The sequence below is a fragment of the Microvirga calopogonii genome (genome assembly GCF_003347665.1).
GTDB classification, from domain to species: Bacteria; Pseudomonadota; Alphaproteobacteria; order Rhizobiales; family Beijerinckiaceae; genus Microvirga; species Microvirga calopogonii.
The window spans coordinates 524,223-544,662 of sequence record NZ_QDGA01000001.1 but is presented as its reverse complement, the minus strand read 5'-3'; the positions used below and the strand labels follow the sequence as shown (position 1 = coordinate 544,662).

Annotated in this window: 16 protein-coding genes; 7 read left to right on the top strand and 9 right to left on the bottom strand. The window is 64.3% G+C overall.

Translation table 11 applies throughout. The features are described 5' to 3' along the window. The coding region (locus tag DDF70_RS02540; protein WP_114943260.1) for an ABC transporter ATP-binding protein at positions 1-549 on the top strand (549 nt) is incomplete at its 5' end. 156 nt (positions 550-705) lie between these two features. Then, positions 706-1,800: an NAD(P)/FAD-dependent oxidoreductase gene (locus tag DDF70_RS02535; RefSeq protein WP_114943308.1), complete on the top strand. Its 1,095-nt coding sequence runs from the start codon at positions 706-708 to the stop codon at positions 1,798-1,800. Between the two features lie 157 nt (positions 1,801-1,957). On the opposite strand, the gene DDF70_RS02530 is transcribed toward DDF70_RS02535, so the two are convergent. Beyond that, the gene (locus DDF70_RS02530) at positions 1,958-3,364 is read right to left on the bottom strand and encodes a sodium:proton antiporter (protein ID WP_114943259.1); all 1,407 of its coding nucleotides are present in this window, start codon (positions 3,362-3,364) and stop codon (positions 1,958-1,960) included. 266 nt (positions 3,365-3,630) lie between these two features. On the opposite strand from DDF70_RS02530, the gene DDF70_RS02525 reads away from it, so the two are divergent. Continuing rightward, positions 3,631-4,419: a class II glutamine amidotransferase gene (locus tag DDF70_RS02525; RefSeq protein WP_114943258.1), complete on the top strand. Its 789-nt coding sequence runs from the start codon at positions 3,631-3,633 to the stop codon at positions 4,417-4,419. 19 nt (positions 4,420-4,438) lie between these two features. On the opposite strand, the gene DDF70_RS02520 is transcribed toward DDF70_RS02525, so the two are convergent. From DDF70_RS02520 to DDF70_RS02490, 7 genes are all read right to left on the bottom strand, one after another. Continuing rightward, positions 4,439-4,723 carry a hypothetical protein gene (locus DDF70_RS02520; RefSeq protein ID WP_114943257.1) on the bottom strand — a complete coding sequence of 95 codons (285 nt, stop codon included), beginning with the start codon at positions 4,721-4,723 and terminating at the stop codon, positions 4,439-4,441. Between the two features lie 195 nt (positions 4,724-4,918). After that, positions 4,919-5,629: a glutathione S-transferase gene (locus DDF70_RS02515; RefSeq protein ID WP_114943256.1), complete on the bottom strand. Its 711-nt coding sequence runs from the start codon at positions 5,627-5,629 to the stop codon at positions 4,919-4,921. Between the two features lie 181 nt (positions 5,630-5,810). Next, positions 5,811-7,952: a calcium-binding protein gene (locus DDF70_RS02510; RefSeq protein WP_114943255.1), complete on the bottom strand. Its 2,142-nt coding sequence runs from the start codon at positions 7,950-7,952 to the stop codon at positions 5,811-5,813. Positions 7,953-8,201: 249 nt separating this feature from the next. Continuing rightward, the gene (locus DDF70_RS02505; protein WP_114943254.1) at positions 8,202-8,426 is read right to left on the bottom strand and encodes a hypothetical protein; all 225 of its coding nucleotides are present in this window, start codon (positions 8,424-8,426) and stop codon (positions 8,202-8,204) included. Between the two features lie 1,088 nt (positions 8,427-9,514). Then, positions 9,515-9,844, bottom strand: coding sequence for a GNAT family N-acetyltransferase (locus tag DDF70_RS02500; protein ID WP_114943253.1), 330 nt, complete (start codon positions 9,842-9,844; stop codon positions 9,515-9,517). Positions 9,845-10,060: 216 nt separating this feature from the next. Then, the gene (polA, locus tag DDF70_RS02495) at positions 10,061-13,120 is read right to left on the bottom strand and encodes a DNA polymerase I (RefSeq protein WP_114943252.1); all 3,060 of its coding nucleotides are present in this window, start codon (positions 13,118-13,120) and stop codon (positions 10,061-10,063) included. Positions 13,121-13,195: 75 nt separating this feature from the next. After that, entirely contained in the window at positions 13,196-14,413 is a 1,218-nt protein-coding gene (locus tag DDF70_RS02490) for an ROK family transcriptional regulator (protein WP_114943251.1), read from the bottom strand. A 215-nt stretch (positions 14,414-14,628) separates the two neighbouring features. Between DDF70_RS02490 and xylF the strand changes: the two genes are divergently transcribed. The 4 genes from xylF to DDF70_RS02470 all read left to right on the top strand — a co-directional run bounded on the left by xylF (position 14,629) and on the right by DDF70_RS02470 (position 18,852). Then, entirely contained in the window at positions 14,629-15,672 is a 1,044-nt protein-coding gene (xylF, locus tag DDF70_RS02485; RefSeq protein ID WP_114943250.1) for a D-xylose ABC transporter substrate-binding protein, read from the top strand. Between the two features lie 191 nt (positions 15,673-15,863). After that, positions 15,864-17,165, top strand: coding sequence for a sugar ABC transporter permease (locus DDF70_RS02480; protein WP_114943249.1), 1,302 nt, complete (start codon positions 15,864-15,866; stop codon positions 17,163-17,165). A gap of 11 nt (positions 17,166-17,176) precedes the next feature. Beyond that, complete coding sequence (locus DDF70_RS02475) at positions 17,177-17,956, top strand: ATP-binding cassette domain-containing protein (RefSeq protein ID WP_114943248.1); 780 nt, start codon at positions 17,177-17,179, stop codon at positions 17,954-17,956. A 143-nt stretch (positions 17,957-18,099) separates the two neighbouring features. Next, on the top strand, positions 18,100-18,852 hold the full coding sequence (locus tag DDF70_RS02470; RefSeq protein ID WP_114943247.1) for an SDR family NAD(P)-dependent oxidoreductase: 753 nt from the start codon (positions 18,100-18,102) through the stop codon (positions 18,850-18,852). 206 nt (positions 18,853-19,058) lie between these two features. Here the strand turns inward: DDF70_RS02470 and DDF70_RS02465 are convergent, their stop codons facing one another. Beyond that, positions 19,059-20,435 (bottom strand): AmpG family muropeptide MFS transporter, encoded by a 1,377-nt coding sequence (locus DDF70_RS02465; protein WP_245435338.1) that lies wholly within the window; start codon positions 20,433-20,435, stop codon positions 19,059-19,061. Positions 20,436-20,440 lie beyond the last annotated feature (5 nt).

Here is a 20,440-nt window from a genome sequence, read left to right as displayed (position 1 = left end):
GTGGCCATGCGCACCGAGATCAAGGCCCTGCACCAGCGCCTGAAGACCACCACCATCTACGTCACCCACGACCAGATCGAGGCCATGACCATGGCCGACAAGATCGTGGTCATGCACGACGGCGTGGTCGAGCAGGTCGGCGCGCCGCTCGAGCTCTACGACCGTCCGGCCAACCTGTTCGTGGCCGGCTTCATCGGCTCGCCGGCGATGAACTTCCTCAAGGGCCATCTGCAGGGCGGCCGGTTCGTGACCGCGAGCGGCATCACCCTGCCGGTGGCCAACGCCCCGGCGGCCTCGGACGGCCAGCCGATCATCTACGGCATCCGGCCCGAGCACTTCATGCTGGACGAGGCGAACGGGGTGCCGGCCGAGGTGGCGGTGGTCGAGCCGACCGGCTCGGAGACGCAGGTGTTCGCCAAGTTCGGCGGTTCGGACGTGGTCGGCGTGTTCCGCGAGCGCGTCGACGCGCAGCCGGGCCAGCAGATCCGCGTCACGCCCGATCCGCGCCTCGTCCACCTCTTCGACGAGCAGACCGGCAAGCGCCTCTGAAGCAAACATCGCGAGAAGGCGGCCCGCATCCGCGCGGCCGCCTTTTTTGTGAGACCGGCGAAACGGTCATGACTGGGGTGACGCGGCTGACCTGGATGGTCCGCAAATTTCGCCATAGGCCCCGGCACGGTGAAATCCGCAGAAGGGGAGGCGGTCATAGACGTCTTGGTGATCGGCGCGGGAGTCGTGGGGCTTGCTGTCGCGCGGGCGCTCGCTCTGCGCGGCCATAGCGTGATCGTTGCGGAAGCGACCGCCGGCATCGGCAATGGCGTGTCCTCGCGCAACAGCGAAGTCATCCATGCCGGCATGTATTATCCCTCAGGCTCCCTGCGGGCGCGTCACTGCGTCGAGGGGCGGCGAATGCTCTATGCCTTCTGCGAGAGCCACGGCGTGCCTCATGCGAAATGCGGCAAGCTGATCGTTGCCACCAATGATCTCGAACAGGCCAAGATCGAGGGCATCTACGAGCAGGGACTGGCGAACGGCGTCGAGGGGCTTGCCTACCTGACGGCCGAGGAAGCGCGAGCCCTCGAACCGAACCTCGCCTGCACGGGTGCCGTGCTGTCGCGGGAAACGGGAATCATCGACAGCCATGCCCTCATGCTCGCGCTGCAGGGCGATCTCGAGAGTGAAGGCGGCGTCATCGCCTTCCATGCTCCCGTGGAACGCATCGCCCGCAACGGTCCCGGATGGGACGTGCATGTCGGCGGACCGGAGCCGACTGAACTGACTGTCGACGCGGTGATCAATGCGGCGGGTCTCGGCGCGCAGGCGCTCGCCCGCGCGACGGAAGGCTACCCGGCGGATCGCGTGCCGCCGCTTGTTCTTGCCAAGGGCAATTACTTCGGCTGCCTCGGCAAGCCCGCCTTTTCGCGCCTGATCTATCCGGCGCCCGTCGATGGCGGCTTGGGCACGCATGTGACGCTCGATCTTGCCGGTCGCATGCGCTTCGGGCCCGATGTGGAATGGATCGAGCGCGAGGAATACGAGGTCGATCCGCGCCGCGCCGAGAGTTTCTACGCCTCCATCCGCCGCTATTGGCCGGGCCTTCCCGACGGTGCCCTCGTGCCCGATTATTCCGGCATCCGCCCCAAGCTCACGGGCGCCGGCGAGAAGGCCGCCGATTTCATGATCGACGGCCCGGCCGAGCATGGATTGCCAGGGCTCGTCCACCTCTTCGGCATCGAGAGCCCGGGGCTGACCTCGTGCCTTTCGATCGCCGAGGACGTGGCGGAGCGATTGGGTGCTTAAAATTTCCCACTGTCATTCCGGGGCCGCGCAGCGGAGCCCGGAACCCATAACCGCCGACGATGCAGAAATGCACATGACGCCAAGCACCCATTCTTGAACCGTCGTGTTTATGGGTTCCGGGCTCGCCTCCGACGCCCCGGAATGACAATTGTGTGTGTCACCCCCTGAAGAAAATCAGCGTCAGCAGCAGGAAGGTCGGGATCAGGATCGCACCCGACCAGAGCAGATAGCCGAAGAAGCTCGGCATCTTCACGCCGCCTTCGCGGGCGATCGCGTAGACCATGAAGTTCGGTGCGTTGCCGATATAGGAGTTGGCGCCCATGAACACCGCACCGGCCGAGATCGCGCTGAGCGTCAGCGCGCCCGTCGTCATCAGCTTCTGCGGATCGCCGCCGGCGAGCTCGAAGAACACGAGATAGGTCGGCGCATTGTCGAGGAACGAGGACAGGCCCCCCGAGAGCCAGAAATAGGCCGCGTTGTTGGCGCTGCCGTCCGGGTTGGTCACGAGGGCGACGAGGGGCGCGAAGGCTCCGCCCGCGCCGGCCTTCAGCATGGCGAGCACCGGAATGATGGCGATGAAGATGCCGGCGAAGAGTTTTGCCACCTCCTTGATCGGCCCCCAGGAGAAGCCGTTCTCGATCCGGTTGGCCTTGGGCGTCGTCTTGAGCGAAATGATCGTGACCACGATCATGATGAGATCGCGCAGGGCATTGGCGAGTTCGATCTCCGCGCCGAGCACGGTCACGCGGCCGAGATTGGTGGTGGCGCTCATGAGGATGGCCGCGATGATGATGAAGATCAGCAGGAAGTTGATGCCGCCCGTGACTCGCACCGGATTGTCGGGCGTCGGATCGGGGCGCACGCGGCCTTCCTTCTTGTAGATGACGAGATCGATCGCGAAGAAGAGGACGAGCAGGAGAAGGCTGGCGAACAGCGTTTCCGGAAACAGATGCGTGGTGGTCCAGAAGAACTCGACGCCGCGCAGGAAGCCGAGGAAGAGCGGCGGATCGCCGAGCGGCGTGAGCGAGCCGCCGATGTTGGACACCAGGAAGATGAAGAACACGACCACATGCACGTTGTGCCGCCGGTCGTCGTTGGCGCGCATGATCGGCCGGATCATCACCATGGAGGCGCCCGTCGTGCCGATGAAGCTCGCGAGTATCGTGCCAATCGCCAGGAGGATCGTGTTGGTGCCCGGCGCGCCGTGGATGTTGCCGCGCACGAGGATGCCGCCCGCCACCGTGAACAGCGCCAGCAGCAGGAGGATGAACGGGATGTATTCGAGCAATGCCGTATGGGCGAGGGCATGGAGCGCCGTCGTCGGGCCGAAGGCCACCGCCATGGGGATCAGCACCAGCAGGCCCCAGGCCGCCGCGATCTTGCCCTGGTGATGCTCCCAGACATGCGGCGCCAGCAGGGGAAACAGCGCGATGGAGAGAAGAATGCCCGCGAAGGGCAGGGCCCAGGCGAAGCCGAGGCTCGCCCCGTCGAATTCCGCCGCGAAGGCTGCCTGAGGCAGGAGGATCAGCGCGGCAGCCGGCGCCAGGCTCGAGAGGCGAAGCATGTTGTCGAGTTCCCCATGCCGGCCCGGCCGGCGTTTTTTATCGGATGATTGCCGATGCTTTTATGGGAATACACGGAGTGTCGCAACGGCCCGCTGGGTCCGCCTCAACGATGCGCTCCTCCAAAAATGGAGCATCGGATTGGATCCCAAAAGTGCATCTCACTTTCGGGTCCGATGCTCTGGCCGTTAACCGGCTATTCACCATAAGTCAAAGATAGTACAACATCATTACAAGGACTTGTGGGCCAAGGGGTTGCCGTAAAGCCATGTGCCGCTTTCTCGCTTATCGGGGGGAGCCGATCTTCCTCGACGAACTCGTCTGCGCGCCGGCCCATTCGCTGGTTCATCAGTCCCTGCATGCGGTCGAGGCCAAGACGGAGACGAACGGCGACGGGTTCGGCATCGGCTGGTACGGGGAGCGCAGCGAGCCGGGTATCTACCGGGAGGTCCGCCCGGCCTGGTCCGACGAGAACCTGAGAAGCCTGTGCGAGCAGGTGCGATCAAAGCTCTTCTTCGCCCATGTGCGCGCCTCGACCGGCACCTCGACCACGCGGGCCAATTGCCACCCCTTCACCCATGGCCGTTATCTCTTCATGCACAATGGCCAGATCGGCGGATATGGACGCATCAAGCGGCGGCTGGAGAGCCTGATTCCCGACGAGCTCTACGACCGCCGCCTCGGCACCACCGATTCGGAGGCGATCTTCCTCCTCGCCCTCGCAAATGGATTGCCGGAGGACCCCGTGACCGCCATGGCGCGAACCCTCAAGCAGGTGCGCAGCCTGATGAATGAGGCCGGCATCGACGAGGCCCTGCGCTTCACAGCCGCCTTCACGGATGGCGAGAACCTGTGGGCCTATCGCTGGGCCTGCGATGCGAAACCGCCGACCCTCTATTTCCGCGAGATCGACGGCAACCTGCTCGTGGTCTCCGAGCCCATCGACGACAAGACCAGGGGCTGGCGCGAGGTGCCGAAGGGCTGCAGCCTCGTGGCGAAGGCCGGCAGCGTCACGGTCGAATGCCTGAACCAGGCCATGGGGCGCCTCGCCGCGTGACAGCGGAGTAGGCTGCTCTTCACGAGTTCAGGCTGTCGGCCGGCCGCGCGATCAGGGACATCAAGGCGCCTTTCAGCGCTTCCATCTGAAGTTCCGTCTCGGTGCGGGCCGATCCCTCGTCCGGGCTCCCCAAGGCTCTGAGCCGGGAATTCTCGGCGGCGAGCCGGTCGTTCTCGGCCATGAGGATCGCGATCTTCTCCTCGGCGATCCGAAGGCGGGCCTGGATCTCGTTGCGCTCCTGCTCGCGCAATTGCGCGCGGTCGCGCCACAGCCGGATCGCAACGCCTTCGGTCTCGTCGTTCATGGTCTGCTCCTGATCCCTTCCCAGACTCTACAGGCAGAGTGGAAGAATTGAGGCATGGCGCCATCCATTCCCGCCGAACCTTAAAAAGCGTTTAAAGCATCGGACGCGACTTCGAAGTCGCGTCCGATGCTTTAAGTTTTTGGTTCGACGCATCTTTTCACGCAAAACCGGTGCCCACTTTTGCGTTCGATGCCCTTATCCGTCCAGCTCGGGATAGTGGCGGAAGATGCCCTCCTCGTTGAACGGGATGCGCCGGGGGCTGTCGAGATAGGCCCTGATCCGCGGTCGCCGCGCGACGGCGGCATGCAGGGCGGCGACGCGCGGTGCGTCCTTCAAGGCGCGCTGCGTGGCCCTGGGGAAGGCATAGCTCAGTCCCTCCACGACCTGGAACAGGGACAGATCCACATAAGTCAGCGTGCGGCCGACGAGATGCGCGTCGCCGGCGGGATTGCGGGCGAGGATCGTCTCGAACCAGTTCAGGAACTTCGGGATCCGGCTTTCGCGGAATTCCTTGGACCGCCGGAGCGCCTCGTCCTTCTGGTCCTCGTAATAGAGACCGACGCCGACGGGATGATGGGTATCATGAGCCTCGGCGACGAAATCCGCGATGGTGAGCTGGATCTGGTGCGTCCAGAGCCCCCCGGCCGGATCCTTGGGGGCAAGGTCATGCCGCGCCCCGAGATAGAGCAGGATGGCCGCGCTCTGCCCGACGATCGTCTCGCCGTCCTTGAGAAAGGGCGGGGCGAAGGGCGGGTGCGCCGCGTGGTCCATCATCCGCATCATCGCGGCGAGACCCTTCGGTTCCCGGGCCACGTCGACATAGGCGGCCCCGGCCTCTTCCAGCGCGAGCCGCACGAATTCGCCACGCCCCTGGATGCTCGGCCAATAATAGAGTTCGTAGGACATGCTGATCTTCCTCCGGTGCTCCGACACAAAGGACGACAGGGCCGGAAGGGTTCCGTTCGCCGCGCATGGCGGAAGCGTCCATCAAGAATGCACACGTCGGCCGGGAAAGAAAAAGGGCGCCCTGCGGAGCAGGACGCCCTTGGAAGTCGGGTCCAGCCCGAGGAACAGGCCGGAGCGCAGCTTAGATGACGAAGAAGTCCTTGTGGGTCATCTTCAGGTTCTTGGACAGCGTGGCGATCTTGATCTGCGCCGCGCCGCCGGTGCCGTCGGCGTCGTAGTACAGAACGCCCTTCTTGCTGTCGTAGATGATCCGGTCGTCTTTGTCGTGCGCCTTCGCGCCCTTGTAGAAGTGCTTGCTCGCCATCCCCTTCGGCTTCGTGAGCGTGCCGGAGGGCGTGACCTTGAAGTACTTGTTCTCCAGGTAGATCGAGTCGTCGGCGACGTTGAAGTCGGTGATCACATCGACGTTCTTCGACTTGTTCGGCTTGGTGTCGAACACGAAGATGTCGCGGCCCGAACCGCCCGTGAGGATGTCGCTGCCATCGCCGCCGTGGATGCGGTCGTTGCCAGCCCCGCCGTTCAGGTTGTCGTTGCCGTTGCCGCCGTAGAGGATGTTGGCGCCGTCGTTGCCGGTGAACGTGTTGTTCCCGTCATTGCCCGTGAGCGTGATGTCGATGGCTCCGACGCCCGTGATGTTCTCGATGGCGTCGAGGCGGCCGATGTCGTAGTTCACGGCGAGGTACACCGTGTCGACACCGGAGGTGTCTTCGATCTGGTCGTTGACGTCGTCGATGTAGTAGGTGTCGTTGCCCGCGCCGCCCTTCATCACGTCGGCTCCGGCTCCGCCGTTCATCACGTCGTCGCCATTGCCGCCAACGATGCTATCGTTGCCGTCGCCGCCGACGAGGTTGTCGTTGCCATCGCCGCCGTCGATCGTATCGGCGCCGAAGCCCCCGGTGATCACGTCGTCACCAGCGCCGCCATCGAGCTTATCGTTGCCGTCGCCGCCGTCGAGGTTGTCGCTGCCCGCGCCGCCGCTGATCACGTCGGCACCGGTTCCGCCGTCCAGCACGTCGTTGCCGTCGCCGCCATCGAGGTTGTCGTCGCCGCCCGCGCCGCGCAGGGTGTCGTCGCCGCCCGCGCCGACGATCTGGTTGGCTGCCTCGTTACCGACGATGAGGTTGTTGCTCTCGTTGCCGGTGAGGTTGATGGCGGCCGAGCCCGTGGCGAAGAGGTTCTCGATGAATGCGTAATTGGCGAGCGAGTAGGTCGCGTCGCTATAGACCGAGTCGGTTCCGCCGCCGGCGCCTTCCACGAGCGTCGTGCCGGCCTTGACGAAGTACACGTCGTCGCCCGTGCCGCCCTGCAGCGTGCTCGCGCCATCGCTGCCCGTGAGCGTGTCGCCGAAGTTCGAGCCGATGATATGCTCTATGCTCGTGAAAGTGTCCCCAGCAGCCTCTCCGAACGTGCCCTTTCCGGTGCTAAGATCTGCGGAGATGCCTCCAGCAGCGTACTGATACGAAGCAATGTCATGTTCTGCGCCGCCGTCAAGACTATCGCTACCGAGACCCCCGATGAGAACGTCATTGCCGTCAGCACCTTTGAGGGTGTCGTCGAAATCCGATCCCACATAGATGTCTGCCGTCTTTGTTCCTTCGACTGTCACACCTGTCTGTCGAGCGTCAACGATGGTGCTGGAAACTTGCCCATTTCCGACAGTCGGATCGAGCCAGGAAATCGCCAGCCGGCCGTCCTGCATCTCAGAGATCGTAGGAAAGTTTTGTGCGCCGATGCTGTCGTTTGCAGCGCTCGCGTTCACCCTAATGGGATCGCCGATTGCAACGCCGCTCGCATTGAATACGCGTACGAAAACATCGCCAAAATCCGTACGCCCATCTGCGTCCGGGGTCGACGGCTGAGCAATATAAGTAACCGCAAAGCCACCGCCTCGTAGCGCCGTCACGCTCGCGAAATCACCAGTGCTCGGCTTTGCTGCAGTGGAGATTTCAATAACGGTTGGTGTCGTATTCGGTCCAGAATAAAGACGTGCAAAGATCCCAGCAGCACCGAAATCGGTTACCACAACGAATGAACCATTCGGATTTCCTGCATCATTCTTAAGCGCCGCGACATCTGCGGCATAGGCGCCTGTGATTCCGACTGCCGCATCCGAAACATTCGTTCCGTTTACCAGCTTTAGCCCTACCGTTGTGCCGACCCTGTAAGAGACAAGATGTTGAGCGCCACCTAGCCAAGTCACTTCTGGCTCAGAAGCGGCACCATCAAATACGTCGACGGTGCTGTCAGCGGCCCCGGAGCCCATGCCTGCCGTTGAGAACAGAGCCAGTTTGATTTTGGTGCCTTCCTGGTAGACAGCGGACCAACCACGCTGACTGTTCCCTCCAAGAGAGAAAGTGCGCTCTGCTGGAGCTGGCGCGGACAGACTGTCGAAGCCCCCGACAGCTCCGAGCGTTGATCCATCTGCTTTGAATGCCCGCCAGTTATAAGCGTAAGCATTGGTGCCATTCGGCGAAACCCAACTGATGACAAAGCCGCCTTCATCGCCGTATGCCTAGACATCAGCATTCAACGAGCCTGAGGGAGATACGATTGATTGAACATCGCCAACTTTCGCCCCATGGCCGTTGTATACTTGGTACTTCATCGTCGTGAGGCTTTCGCGCCAAGTCACGACATAACCGCCATTTCCAAGCATTGTCATTGTTGTGCGGTCGATGTCAGTGCCCGAGAAGCGTACGACGTCTTCGGTGCGCCAAATTTTCGGTTGGACAGCCATTGTATATTCTCCTGAGAGGCGCATGCGCCGAATGATGAGAGATTTTGTGCCCCGCCGAGCTTGGACTCGTCGGTGGCTACAGGCGTGGAGAACCCGGCCTTGGCCGGATCCGATGAAAGCAAGAGTGAGCTTTGCCCTGTCGTGTCTTCGTTCAGACCCCGCTCTCTCGACCCGCAGCCGTTCAGGCTGCCGATTCAGCGGAGCGATTTACGTAACGCTATATTGCTAGAGATTCGGCCCCACAACTCTCCGTTCGGAGAGGATGTGCCGCTAGGGAAGGTGCGGTTTGATCCCACGGTTCGGCTTGATGTCACCTAAGTGACTGGTCTTGCTTCAGGAAAGCCGTTGCTGGCTGTGGCGGACAGTAATCTCCCGCCGAAGCTTGGCTGTGTGCTGAAGCACATGCCGTGTCCTTGCGCCCGTGGGAGCCATTAGCGGCAGGAGTCGGATCGCTTGTCGATGCCGAGGCTTGTCGTGGAAATTCCACCCGGACGCGCACCGTCCCTCTCTCTGCCGTGCGAAAGAGGGGATGAGCGCTCGGCGTCCATCCTCTCCCCGTCATGGCCGGCCTTGTGCCGGCTATCCACGTCTGCCGGGTCACCCCCACAGCCCTCATCCTGAGGAGGTCGCTGTGCGACCGTCTCGAAGGACGAGGGCGTCTCCCGTGCACGCTGGAGGATCCTTCGAGACGCCGCTTGCAGCGGCTCCTCAGGATGAGGTCGGAGAGGCGGTGAGGACAATCTCATGTTCTTACTTTGTTCTTGACAGCGGGCGCAATCTTGGCTATATCATTGTGTAGATCTGCTCTGACGAGGGGCGCGCTCGCGAGGCGTCGCAGTGTGGGAGCAGGCACGGTCCCGCCGCAGGTCTCGCAAGCCTGTGGTCGCGGGAGGTCGACCTTGGCCCTGCCAGCTGGTCCACCTGAAAAGAACCGTGCGCGAAGCGGCCGTCCGGCTCTTCCATCAACACACCAGAAGCGAGCCGGGCTGCCACTCGCGCCACCCTCGAACCCTGACGGCTCGCAGCTCACGCTGCGGGCCCGCAGGTGCTGGCTCTTTGACAGAGATGCATCCGCCGCCAGGAATCGGTCACGCGACGTCAAGGCCATCCAGGGCCAGTCGCTCCAACGCGTCTCCCTCCAGGCGCAGATGCCTGTGATGCAGGTCCCGCATCCCGATTCGCTCGTAGAAGGACAGTGCGGGCCTGCCGTCCTCGACGAAGAGTTCGATCCGGATCCAGTCTCGCTCCAGCGCGATCCGGGCGACGCCCGCCATGAGCGCCTGTGCGGCTCCGGAACGGCGCGCCTCCGGCAGCACATAGAGGGCATGCACGATGCCCATGGGCTTGCCGCGCCATCCGGCATAACCCCGAAAGAACGAAACGAAGCCGATGGGCCGACCGTCGCGCTCGGCGATCAGGGCCGGGGACGATGCCCTCTCAAGTCATGGCCGGCCTTGTGCCGGCCATCTCGATAAGTAAGGCTCGGCGCTTCAAGCAATCGGGATCACCGGCACAAGGCCGGTGATGACGTCGAGGTGCATTCAAACGGAAGAGTGTGCCGGCATCACCCGACACGGCCTTCCGCACGAGAACCGAGGATGCCGCCATATGGATGATCCCGCGAGTCCGTTGCCCTAATGCGCTTCGTCCCAGTTCTGCGCCGCGCGCGCTTCCACGGCGAGCGGGACTTTCAGCGATACGGCCGGGAACGGCGCTTCGGTCATGACGCGGGAGATCACCGGCAGCGCGGCGTCGACCTCGTCGTCGGGGACCTCGAACACCAGTTCGTCGTGCACCTGCAGCAGCATGCGGGCGGAGAGGCGCTCGGCCTTCAAGGCATCCTCCATGCGCACCATGGCGCGGCGGATGATGTCGGCGGCGGTGCCCTGGATCGGCGCGTTGATCGCCTGGCGTTCCACGCCCGCGCGCTCCGACGGATTGCTCGACTTGATCTGCGGGTAATGGCACACGCGACCGAACAGCGTCGTCACGTAGCCCTTCTCCTTACAGAATTTCTTCGTCTGGTCCATGTAGTTGCGGATGCCGGGGAACTGCTCGAAATACTGCTTGATGAAGGCGGAGGCTTCCGCGTTGCCGATGCCGAGGCGCGTGGCGAGGCCGAAGGCCGAGATGCCATAGATGATGCCGAAATTGATGGTCTTCGCCTGGCGGCGCAGGTCGCCGGTCATCTGGTCGAGCGGCACGCCGAACATGGCGGAGGCCGTCGCCGCGTGAATGTCGATGCCTTGCGCGAAGGCTTCCTGCAATTGCGGGATGTCGGCGATATGCGCGAGCAGCCGCAGCTCGATCTGGCTGTAATCGGCCGAGATGATCTTGTGCCCTTCCGGCGCGATGAAGGCGGTGCGGATCTTGCGGCCGGCTTCCGTGCGGATCGGGATGTTCTGCAGGTTCGGATCGGACGACGAAAGACGACCCGTCGTCGTGGCGGCAAGCGAGAACGAGGTGTGCACCCGCTTCGTCTCGGGATGCATGTGCTCCTGCAGCGTATCCGTATAGGTGGATTTCAGCTTGGAGAGCTGGCGCCATTCGAGGATCTTCGCGGGCAGCTCGTGGCCGGCCTGCGCCAGCTCGTCGAGGAGAGTCGCGGGCGTGGCCCATTGGCCGGACGGCGTCTTCTTTGCGCCGGGCAGGCCCATCTTGCCGAAGAGAATGTCGCCGATCTGCTTGGGCGAGCCGAGGGCGAATTTCTCGCCCGCCATCTCGTGAATCTCGTCCTCCAGCCGCGCCAGCGTCTGGGCGAAGTCGCCCGAAAGGCGGCTCAGGATCTGCCGGTCGACCATGATGCCACGCATCTCCATGCGGGCGAGCGTGTCGACCATGGGACGCTCCAGCGTCTCGTAGACGGTGGCGCGGTGCTCGGCGGCGAGGCGCGGCTTCAGGAGCTGCCACAGGCGCAAGGTGACATCCGCGTCCTCCGCCGCGTAAGCCGTGGCCTTGGAGATTTCCACCTTGTCGAAGGTCACCTTGTTCCGGCCTGTGCCCGCCACGTCGGAGAAGCTGATGGGAGAGTGGCCAAGGTGGCGGCGCGAGAGCTCGTCCATGCCGTGCGAGCCCTTGCCCGCGTCGAGCACGTAGGAGATCAGCATCGTGTCGTCGAAGGGCTGCACCTCGATCCCGTGGCGCTTCAGCACGACCCAGTCGTATTTCAGGTTCTGGCCGATCTTGAGAACGGACGGATCCTCCAGCAGCGGACGGAGGACGTCGAGGGCTTCGGTGACGGGGATCTGGCCCTTCACGAGCCCGCCGCCGAAGAGATCCGATTCATCGCGGTGCTGCAGCGGCACGTAGCAGGCCTTGCCCGCTTCCAGGGCCAGCGAGAAGCCGACGAGATCGGCGCGGGTCGCGTCGAGATCGCTCGTCTCCGTATCGACGGCGACGAAGCCCTGCTCCCGTCCGAGCGCGACCCATTCCTTCAGGCGCTCCAGGCTCGTGACGGTCTCGTAAGCCGTCACGTCGAAGGGCACGGAGGATGCTTCCGTCGCGCGCTTTCCCGCAAGCTGCGAGGGCGTGCCGATTCCCTCGACGGGCTTGCGCAGGCTCGCGGTCTCCGGCAGATCGAGGCCGGCGAAGGGATCGACCTCGCCCGCAGCGGCATCGGCCTTCCCGAAGAACGGCACGGCATCGTCGGTGGGCGCGGTCACGCCGGTGCCCGCGCCGTTGCGCTCCCAGCGGATCGCCTCGCCGCCGGGCATGAGGCGCGGGTCGGGCGTAATGGCGGCCGGGTCCGCCTCGTAGAGTTCCGCCACCCGCCGGGTGAGCGTGCTGAACTCCATGGCCTTCAGGAAGCCGATCAGCGTTATCGGATCGGGCTCGGGGACGCGCAGGTCGTCGAGAGGCACCGGAACCGGAGCCTCGCAATCGAGCGTCACGAGCTTCTTGGACAGGCGCGCCGATTCCGCGTTGTTGATCAGGGTTTCGCGTCGCTTGGGCTGCTTGATCTCGGGGGCGCGCTCCAGCAGGGTTTCGAGGTCGCCGTATTCCTTGATCAGCTGGGCTGCGGTCTTCAGGCCGATGCCCGGCACGCCCGGCACGTTGTCGGAGGTATCGCCCATGAGGGCCAGCACGTCGCCGATCTTCTCCGGCGGAATGCCCTCCCACTTCTCGGTGACGGCGGCCTCGTCCAGGTTGCGTTCGGGCCGGTAGCCCGGCTTGCCCTTGGAGCCCGATTCGAAATCGTAGAAGCACACCTTCGGCCCCACGAGCTGCATCAGGTCCTTGTCGGACGAGATGATGAGCACGTCCGCCCCGCGGGCCTTCGCCTGCTGCGTATAGGTGGCGATCAGGTCGTCGGCCTCGTAGCGCTGCAGCTCCACGGGCTCGAGCCCGAAGGCCCGGATCGCCTCGCGCATGATCGGCATCTGGACCTTCAGGTCCTCGGGCGCGTCCGGCCGGTGGCCCTTGTAATCCTCGTAGAGCTCCTTGCGGAAGGAACCCTCGGACTTGTCGAGCACGATGGCGAGATGCGTCGGCTTCAGGCCGGCCGCTCCGTCGCGCATGAACTGCAGGAGCTTGGACACGAAAAGCCGCACGGCTCCCGTCGGCATCCCGTCCGATGAGCGGGCATTGTACTTCTGGTCCTGGTTCATGGACTGGAAGTAGGCCCGGAAGATGAAGGAGGAGCCGTCGACGAGGAAGACGTGGTCGCCGGCTTGGACGGGACGGGAGGAAGCCATGGGTCTCGTAGGGTGAGAAAATCGACCCGTTACAGATAGTGTTTTTGAACGCTGATGGCTACGTCTGCGGCGGGTTTATGCAGCCTTGAGGCGGGCGAGATCCAAGTCGAGTTCGCGCAGGGCCTGGATGACCACCCCCTCCGTCAACAGGTCCATGGAGGATTCCACCACATGGATGGCGGCGAGCGCCCGCAGCTCGGGAATGGTCTGCGATTCGAGCGCCGCCTCGAAGGAGGGGCGCAGCAGGTCCATCGCCCTGGTGCCGGGACCGCAGATGACGATGTGGTCGGGCTCCAGCGTCTGGATCAGGATGGCGACCGCATCGCCCAGAACCTCGCCGGCAGCCTGGAAGAGATTAAGCAGGGCGGGATCGCCCGCCCTGGCCTGGTCGACGATGGATTCCATGGCGTCCTCGCCCGGCAGCAGCAGGGTCGGGGCGGGGCGGTGGTCGATGAGCTGCGCGTCCCGGTGCATGGCATAATCGGCGAGATAGGCCTCGATGCAGCCGCGCCCGCCGCAGCGGCATTGCGGACCGCTCCGGCGCAGGCGCACATGGCCGAACTCGCTGCCGCCGAAACGGGCCCCACGATAGAGCTCACCCTGGATGAGAAAGCCGAGACCCACGCCGTCTCCGATCATCAGGCAGGCGGTGCGCCCGGAGCGCAGGTCCGAGTTCCGCTGCGTGATGGCAAAGGCCATGGCGCTGGCGTCGTTCTCGATGAGGACGGGCTTGCCGAGTCTTTCGCCGAGGCCCGAGGCCAGCGGCAGGTCGCGGGTGCCGAGCACCGGGCTCCAGGCGACGATTCCGTCCCGCGTGTCCACATAGCCCTGGCAGGCGAGGCCGATGGCCTTCACATCGTGGGCGCCTGTCTCCTGGGCGAAGGCCGTAATCGTGTCCGCCAACACGTCCATCAGCTCTTCGGCCCCGAGGTTACGCAAGGGGCGCTCGACATGGCGGCTGGCCCGGTTGTGCCCGGCACTGTCCACGAGCCTCAGCTCGATGCGGTTGAAGCCGGTCCAGACGCCGATCACGGAGCCGAGGGTTTCTGCAAAGTAAAGACGTGTCTTGGGCCGTCCGCGAATCAGGCCGGCGGCTGGATCGGATGCCTCTTCCGCCACCAGGATTCCCTCATCCAAGAGGCTCGCCGTCAGTTCGGAAACACTCGCCGGGCTCATGCCCAGATGCTGGCCGATCTCCACCCGCGCCATGGGTCCTTCGCGGCGCAGGGCATCGAGCAGGCGCCGCCGGGCCGTTTCACGAGGGGAGAGAGGAATCGGGGTGATCGCGGTCATTTGTTCGGTCTCTGAATAAAACAATTCCAATGTGATTGCATATCACACGAAAAGATAAGCCCGGGGGTGCTTGAAGGTGGCAATGGCTGAGATAATTATTTCCCCGCTCGAACTATAAAGCATGGCAGAGCGAGCCTTATCGTCGGTCCTGCCGGACTGACAGCCTGTCATGAGCCACGGACCTGCAAGGGAACGCAAGGTCCAGGAGGAAGCCAATGCTATCGAAGAAACATGCACTGATCAGCCTTGCCGCTCTGGCTCTGTCCGCCACCGCCGCCTTCGCCCAGAAGGGCCCGGTCGTCGGCGTCAGCTGGTCGAATTTCCAGGAAGAGCGCTGGAAGACCGACGAAGCCGCCATCAAGGCCGCCGTTGAGAAAGCCGGTGGCACCTATGTGTCGGCGGATGCGCAATCCTCGCCCGCCAAGCAGCTCACCGACATCGAGAGCCTGATCTCCCGCGGTGCCAAGGCGCTGATCGTGCTCGCTCAGGATTCCGACGCCGTGCGCCCGGCTGTCGAAAAGGCCATTGCGGAAGGCATAGCGGTCGTCGGCTACGACCGTCTCATCGAAATCCCGCAGGCCTTCTATCTCACCTTCGACAATGTCGAGGTCGGCCGTCTCCAGGCCCGCGAAGTGCTGAAAGTAAAGCCCGAGGGCAACTACGCCTTCATCAAGGGCTCGGGCTCCGACCCGAACGCCAACTTCCTGTTCCAGGGTTCGATGGAAGTGCTTAAAGGCGCCATCGATGCCGGCAAGATCAAGAACGTGGGTGAGGCCTACACGGATGGCTGGCTCCCCGCCAATGCGCAGCGGAACATGGAGCAGTTCCTCACCAAGAACAACAACAAGATCGATGCGGTGATCGCCGCCAATGACGGCACCGCCGGCGGCGCCATCGCGGCTCTCGCCGCGCAGGGGCTGGCCGGCTCCGTGCCGGTCTCCGGTCAGGACGCCGACAAGGCGGCTCTGAACCGCGTCGCCCTCGGCACCCAGACCGTGACGGTCTTCAAGGATGCCCGCGAACTCGGCCGCAACGCCGCCGAAATCGCCGTGCAGCTCGCAGGCGGCAAGAAGCTGAGCGAGATCCAGGGCGCGAAGCCTTGGAACCTCGGCCCGAAGAAGCAGAACATGACCGCTCTCTTCCTCACCCCCGTGGCGATCACGAAGGACAACCTCGACGTGGTCATCAAGGCCGGCTGGGCGTCCAAGGAAGTGGTCTGCCAGGGCGTGAAGGCCGGCACCGTGAAGGCCTGCAACTAACTCAAGCATTGTCATTCCGGGGCGCGCCAATGGCACGAGCCCGGAACCCATGACCGCGAGCATTGAAAGATTGGGCGCAAGTTCGATCGTCTCTCTTTGAGATCTCGCGTGTATGGGTTCCGGGCTCCGCTACGCGGCCCCGGAATGACAGTTTTTCATGAGACTTTTCATTTGTCTTTCAGCGTGACGTCATGACCGCACCCGTTGCCACGACTGCCCCGCCGCCTCCGAGCACTGCTTCCGGCTCGCTCCTCTCGAAACTCGAAATCGACGTCCGCATGCTCGGCATGCTGGCGGCGCTCGCCGTGATCTGGATCGGATTCGACATTCTCTCCGGCGGCGTGTTCCTGACACCCCGCAACCTCTGGAACCTGTCGGTCCAGACGGCCTCCGTGGCCGTCATGGCGACCGGCATGGTGCTCGTCATCGTCACGCGCAACATCGACCTGTCTGTCGGGGCGATCCTCGGCGTCGTCGGCATGATCATCGGCGTCGCGCAGGTGCAGTGGCTGCCGGCCTATCTCGGCCTCGAGCATTGGCTGACGGCGCCCCTCGCCGTGCTGATCGCGCTCGTGGCCGGCGGGCTCATCGGCCTGTTCCAGGGCTGGCTCATCGCCTATCTCGGCATTCCCTCCTTCATCGTCACGCTGGGCGGCCTGCTCGTGTGGCGCGGCGCGGCCTGGTGGGTCACGACGGGCCAGACGGTCGCCCCCATGGATACCCGCTTCAAGGCCTTCGGCGGCGGCGTGGAAGGGGCGCTCGGCGCCACGGCCACGTGGATCATCGCGGCGATCGCCTGCGGCCTCGTCATCGTGGGCCTGGGCCTGACACGCCGCCGTCGCCTGCGCTTCGGCTTCCCGGTGCGTCCCGGCTGGGCCGACGCGGTGATCGCCGTCGTCACTTGCGGGGCCGTTCTGGCAACGGCTGCGATCTTCAATGCCTATCCCATGCCGATGGGATCGGCCCGGGCCTGGGCCGAGGCCCGCGGCATCGCGTGGCCCGATGGCGGCCTGTTCATCTCGCAGGGCGTCGCCCTGCCGGTGCTGATCGCCATCGTGGTCGGGCTCGTCATGACCTTCATCGCCACGCGCCGGCGCTTTGGCCGCTACGTCTTCGCCATCGGCGGCAATCCGGAGGCGGCCGAGCTGTCGGGCATCAACACCCGCTGGACGCTCATGAAGGTGTTCGGCCTCATGGGTCTCCTGTGCGGCATCTCCGCCTGCATTTCGACCGCGCGCCTGAATGCGGCTACGAACGCGGCCGGGACCCTCGACGAGCTTTACGTGATCGCGTCCGCCGTGATCGGCGGCACGTCGCTCGCGGGCGGCATCGGGACGATTGCGGGCGCGATGCTCGGGGCTCTCGTCATGCAGTCGCTGCAATCGGGCATGGTGCTGCTCGGCGTCGATACGCCCTTGCAGAACATCGTCGTCGGCGCGGTGCTCGTGCTGGCGGTCTGGGTCGACAGCCTCTATCGCCGTCGCATCAAGTAAGGAGGCGCATCATGCACACCAATGGAACGACGCCTCTCGTCGAGATGCGCAACATCTCCATCGCCTTCGGCGGCATCAAGGCCGTGGACGGCGTGTCCGTCGATCTCCGCCCCGGCGAGGTGGTGGGCCTGCTCGGCCATAACGGTGCGGGCAAGTCGACGCTGATCAAGATCCTGTCCGGCGCCTACAGGCCGGATTCAGGCGAGATCTACGTCAACGGCCAACATGCCGACATCTCGACGCCGCGCGATGCGAAGCGCTACGGCATCGAGACGATCTACCAGACGCTCGCGCTCGCCGACAATATCGATGCTGCCGGCAACATCTTCTTGGGAAGAGAAGTGCTGACGCCCTATGGGACCCTGGATGACGCGACGATGGAAGCCGAGACCCGCAAGGTCATGGCGCGCCTCAACCCGCATTTCCGCCGTTTCAAGGAACCGGTGAAGGCGCTCTCCGGCGGCCAGCGCCAATCCGTGGCGATCGCGCGCGCGATCTACTTCAATGCGCGCGTTCTCATCATGGACGAGCCGACGGCCGCGCTCGGCCCCGCCGAAACGCAGCAGGTGGCCGACCTCGTGCTGCAGCTGAAGAAGGAAGGCATCGGCATCTTCCTCATCAGCCACGACATCCACGACGTGTTCGGCCTCGCCGACCGGGTGAGCGTGATGAAGAATGGCAAGCTCGTGGGTTCCGCCAATGTGCAGGACGTCACGCAGGACGAGGTTCTCGGCATGATCATCCTCGGCAAATGCCCGCCCGGAGCAACCCCAGGACCGGGCGCGAGCTGATTGCCATTGCGTCATCCCGGACGGGGCGGTAGCGAAGATCCGGGATCGAATGCAGGATAAAGTGCCGTTCTCGTAAAATGACCCCGGGTCCTGCTGCGCAGCCCCGGAATGACAGCAGGCTCATTGGAATAAGGTGGATATTGATGACCCAGACCATCTACGGCTCCCTGAAGGGCAAGACAGTTCTCATCACCGGCGGCGCCAGCGGCATCGGTGAGAGCATCGCGCGTTCGTTCCATGCGCAGGGCAGCAAGGTCGCGATACTCGACTACAATGCCGAGGCCGGACAGGCTCTGGCGAAGGAACTGGGCGAGCGCGTGCATTTCGAGCACAGTGACGTGCGCGACATCCCGGCCTTCCAGGCGGCGATCCGCCGCGCGAGCGATGCGCTTGGACCGATCACGATCCTCGTCAACAACGCCGCGCGCGACGACCGTCACACCATCGATCAGGTGACGCCGGAATATTGGCGCGAGCGGTTCGCCACCAACCTCGACCACCAGTTCTTCGCCGCGCAGGCGGTGCTGCCGGACATGGAGAAGGCGGGGGGCGGCTCGATCATCAACATGGGTTCGACGAGCTACATGGTGAGCGACGATTCCTTCGCAGCCTACAAGACGGCGAAATCCGCAGCGGTCGGCCTCACCCGCGCCCTGGCGCGCGAGCTCGGCCCGAAGAACGTCCGCGTCAACTGTCTGGTGCCCGGCTGGATCATGACCCAGCGCCAGATCGACCTGTGGCTCACGCCGGAAGGCGAGAAGGAGCTGCTCAAGCGCCAATGCGTGAAGCGTAAGCTCGTGCCGCAGGACATCGCGAACTTCGCTCTGTTCCTCGGCTCGGACGATTCCAGCGCCATGTCGGCGCAGACCTATCTCGTGGACGGCGGCTGGGTCTGATCTTCAGCCTCGTGAGGCGTCATTCCCGACGGCAATAGTCAATCCGGAATCGTTGATTACGTGCTCTTCCGTCATGGCCGGGCTTGTCCCGGCCATCCCGTTTCTGTGACGCGCCGCGCCTCAATTGATCGGGATCAACGGCACAAGGCCGGTGATGACGTGGAGGGTGTCATCACAGATAGCGTTCGCTGCGACGGCGTGTGAGATTAGGCCCTTGAGCCTGCACCGACCGGTGCAGCCTCCACCCGGGCGGCTTCCTCTTTCTCCGCAACCGTCTTCATCGTGTCCCGTCGGATGATCAGGCACAGGATCACCAACGGAATGGCGATGGTGGCGGTGCCGGTGAAGAGGGCCGGATAGCCGAAATTCTCCACCACCGCACCCGACGCTCCACCGATGAGCTTGCCCGGCAGGGCATAGAGCGAGCTGAGAAGCGCGTATTGCGTTGCGGCAAATCCGGGGGAGGTCAGGCCCGACATATAGGCGACGAGGGCCGAGCCCGCGAAGCCGCCGGCGAAATTGTCGACGCTGATGGCGAGCGTCAGGCCCCAGAGCGTCGCGTGTCCGGAGGCGAGCCACGAGAACATCAGGTTCGATCCGGCTGCAATGACGGCGCCGATGAGCAGGGTCCACCACAGGCCGATGCGGGTAAGCGCCAGTCCGCCGGCAAAGGCACCGATGATGCCGATCCAGACTCCGTAGAGCTTCGACACGTTGGCAATGTCGGCCTTGCTGAAGCCCAGGTCGATGTAGAGGGGATTGGCCATGATGCCCGAGGCATAATCGGGAATCCTGTAGCAGGCGATGAGCGCCAGGATGGGAATCAGCATCGGGCCTTTGCGCCGGAAGAGATCCGCCAGCGGCTCGATGATGGCCTTGGCGACGGGCAGGCGCTCCCGGGCCGGTCCTTCGTCGATGCGGGGCGCGAGCAGGGTGCCGATCAGGCCGACGGCCATGAACGCCGCCATGGCAAGGTAGGCGCTGTGCCAGTTCACGAACTCGGCGATGTACAACGCGCCGGCGCCGGCTGTGATGAGGGCGAGCCGGTAGCCCAGCAGCAGGGCTGCCGCCATCATGCCCTGGCGCTCGGTCGCGGCGGCATCGATGCGCCAGCCGTCGATGACCACATCCTGGCTCGCCGAGGCGAAGGCAACGAGAACCCCGAAGAGGATGGTGAAAGGAAGGCCGGTCTGCGGATTGGTCGACGCCATGCCGATCAGCCCCGCGGCAACACCGAGCTGCGTCAGAGCCATCCAGCCGCGCCGCCGCCCGAGAAGCCGGGAGAGCACCGGCACGTCATATCGATCGACGAAGGGAGCCCAGAGAAATTTCAGGGAATAGGCCAGGGCCACCCAGCTCATCATGCCGATGACGGTCAGCGAGATCCCCGCTTCCCTGAGCCAGGTCGACAGGGTGCTGAAGACGAGCAGGAAGGGCAGCCCCGAGGAGAAGCCGAGAGGCAGCATGAGCGCGACGCGCCCGTCGGTGAGGACATCGCGCAGGAACAGACGGCGTTTGGCTGAGACGGCTATGGGAACCCCCGTACATGGTTGCCGCGTGCCCGGCGCGGATTCGGGCAGCACGCGGT

Coding starts and splice junctions, on each gene's coding strand:
- DDF70_RS02510 (WP_114943255.1), bottom strand. CDS start 7,952: ATGGGCTCCGGGGCCGCTGACAGCACCGTCGACGTATTTGATGGTGCC.
- DDF70_RS02530 (WP_114943259.1), bottom strand. CDS start 3,364: ATGCTTCGCCTCTCGAGCCTGGCGCCGGCTGCCGCGCTGATCCTCCTG.
- polA (WP_114943252.1), bottom strand. CDS start 13,120: ATGGCTTCCTCCCGTCCCGTCCAAGCCGGCGACCACGTCTTCCTCGTC.
- DDF70_RS02480 (WP_114943249.1), top strand. CDS start 15,864: ATGACCGCACCCGTTGCCACGACTGCCCCGCCGCCTCCGAGCACTGCT.
- DDF70_RS02490 (WP_114943251.1), bottom strand. CDS start 14,413: ATGACCGCGATCACCCCGATTCCTCTCTCCCCTCGTGAAACGGCCCGG.
- DDF70_RS02505 (WP_114943254.1), bottom strand. CDS start 8,426: ATGGCTGTCCAACCGAAAATTTGGCGCACCGAAGACGTCGTACGCTTC.
- xylF (WP_114943250.1), top strand. CDS start 14,629: ATGCTATCGAAGAAACATGCACTGATCAGCCTTGCCGCTCTGGCTCTG.
- DDF70_RS02520 (WP_114943257.1), bottom strand. CDS start 4,723: ATGAACGACGAGACCGAAGGCGTTGCGATCCGGCTGTGGCGCGACCGC.
- DDF70_RS02525 (WP_114943258.1), top strand. CDS start 3,631: ATGTGCCGCTTTCTCGCTTATCGGGGGGAGCCGATCTTCCTCGACGAA.
- DDF70_RS02475 (WP_114943248.1), top strand. CDS start 17,177: ATGCACACCAATGGAACGACGCCTCTCGTCGAGATGCGCAACATCTCC.
- DDF70_RS02470 (WP_114943247.1), top strand. CDS start 18,100: ATGACCCAGACCATCTACGGCTCCCTGAAGGGCAAGACAGTTCTCATC.
- DDF70_RS02515 (WP_114943256.1), bottom strand. CDS start 5,629: ATGTCCTACGAACTCTATTATTGGCCGAGCATCCAGGGGCGTGGCGAA.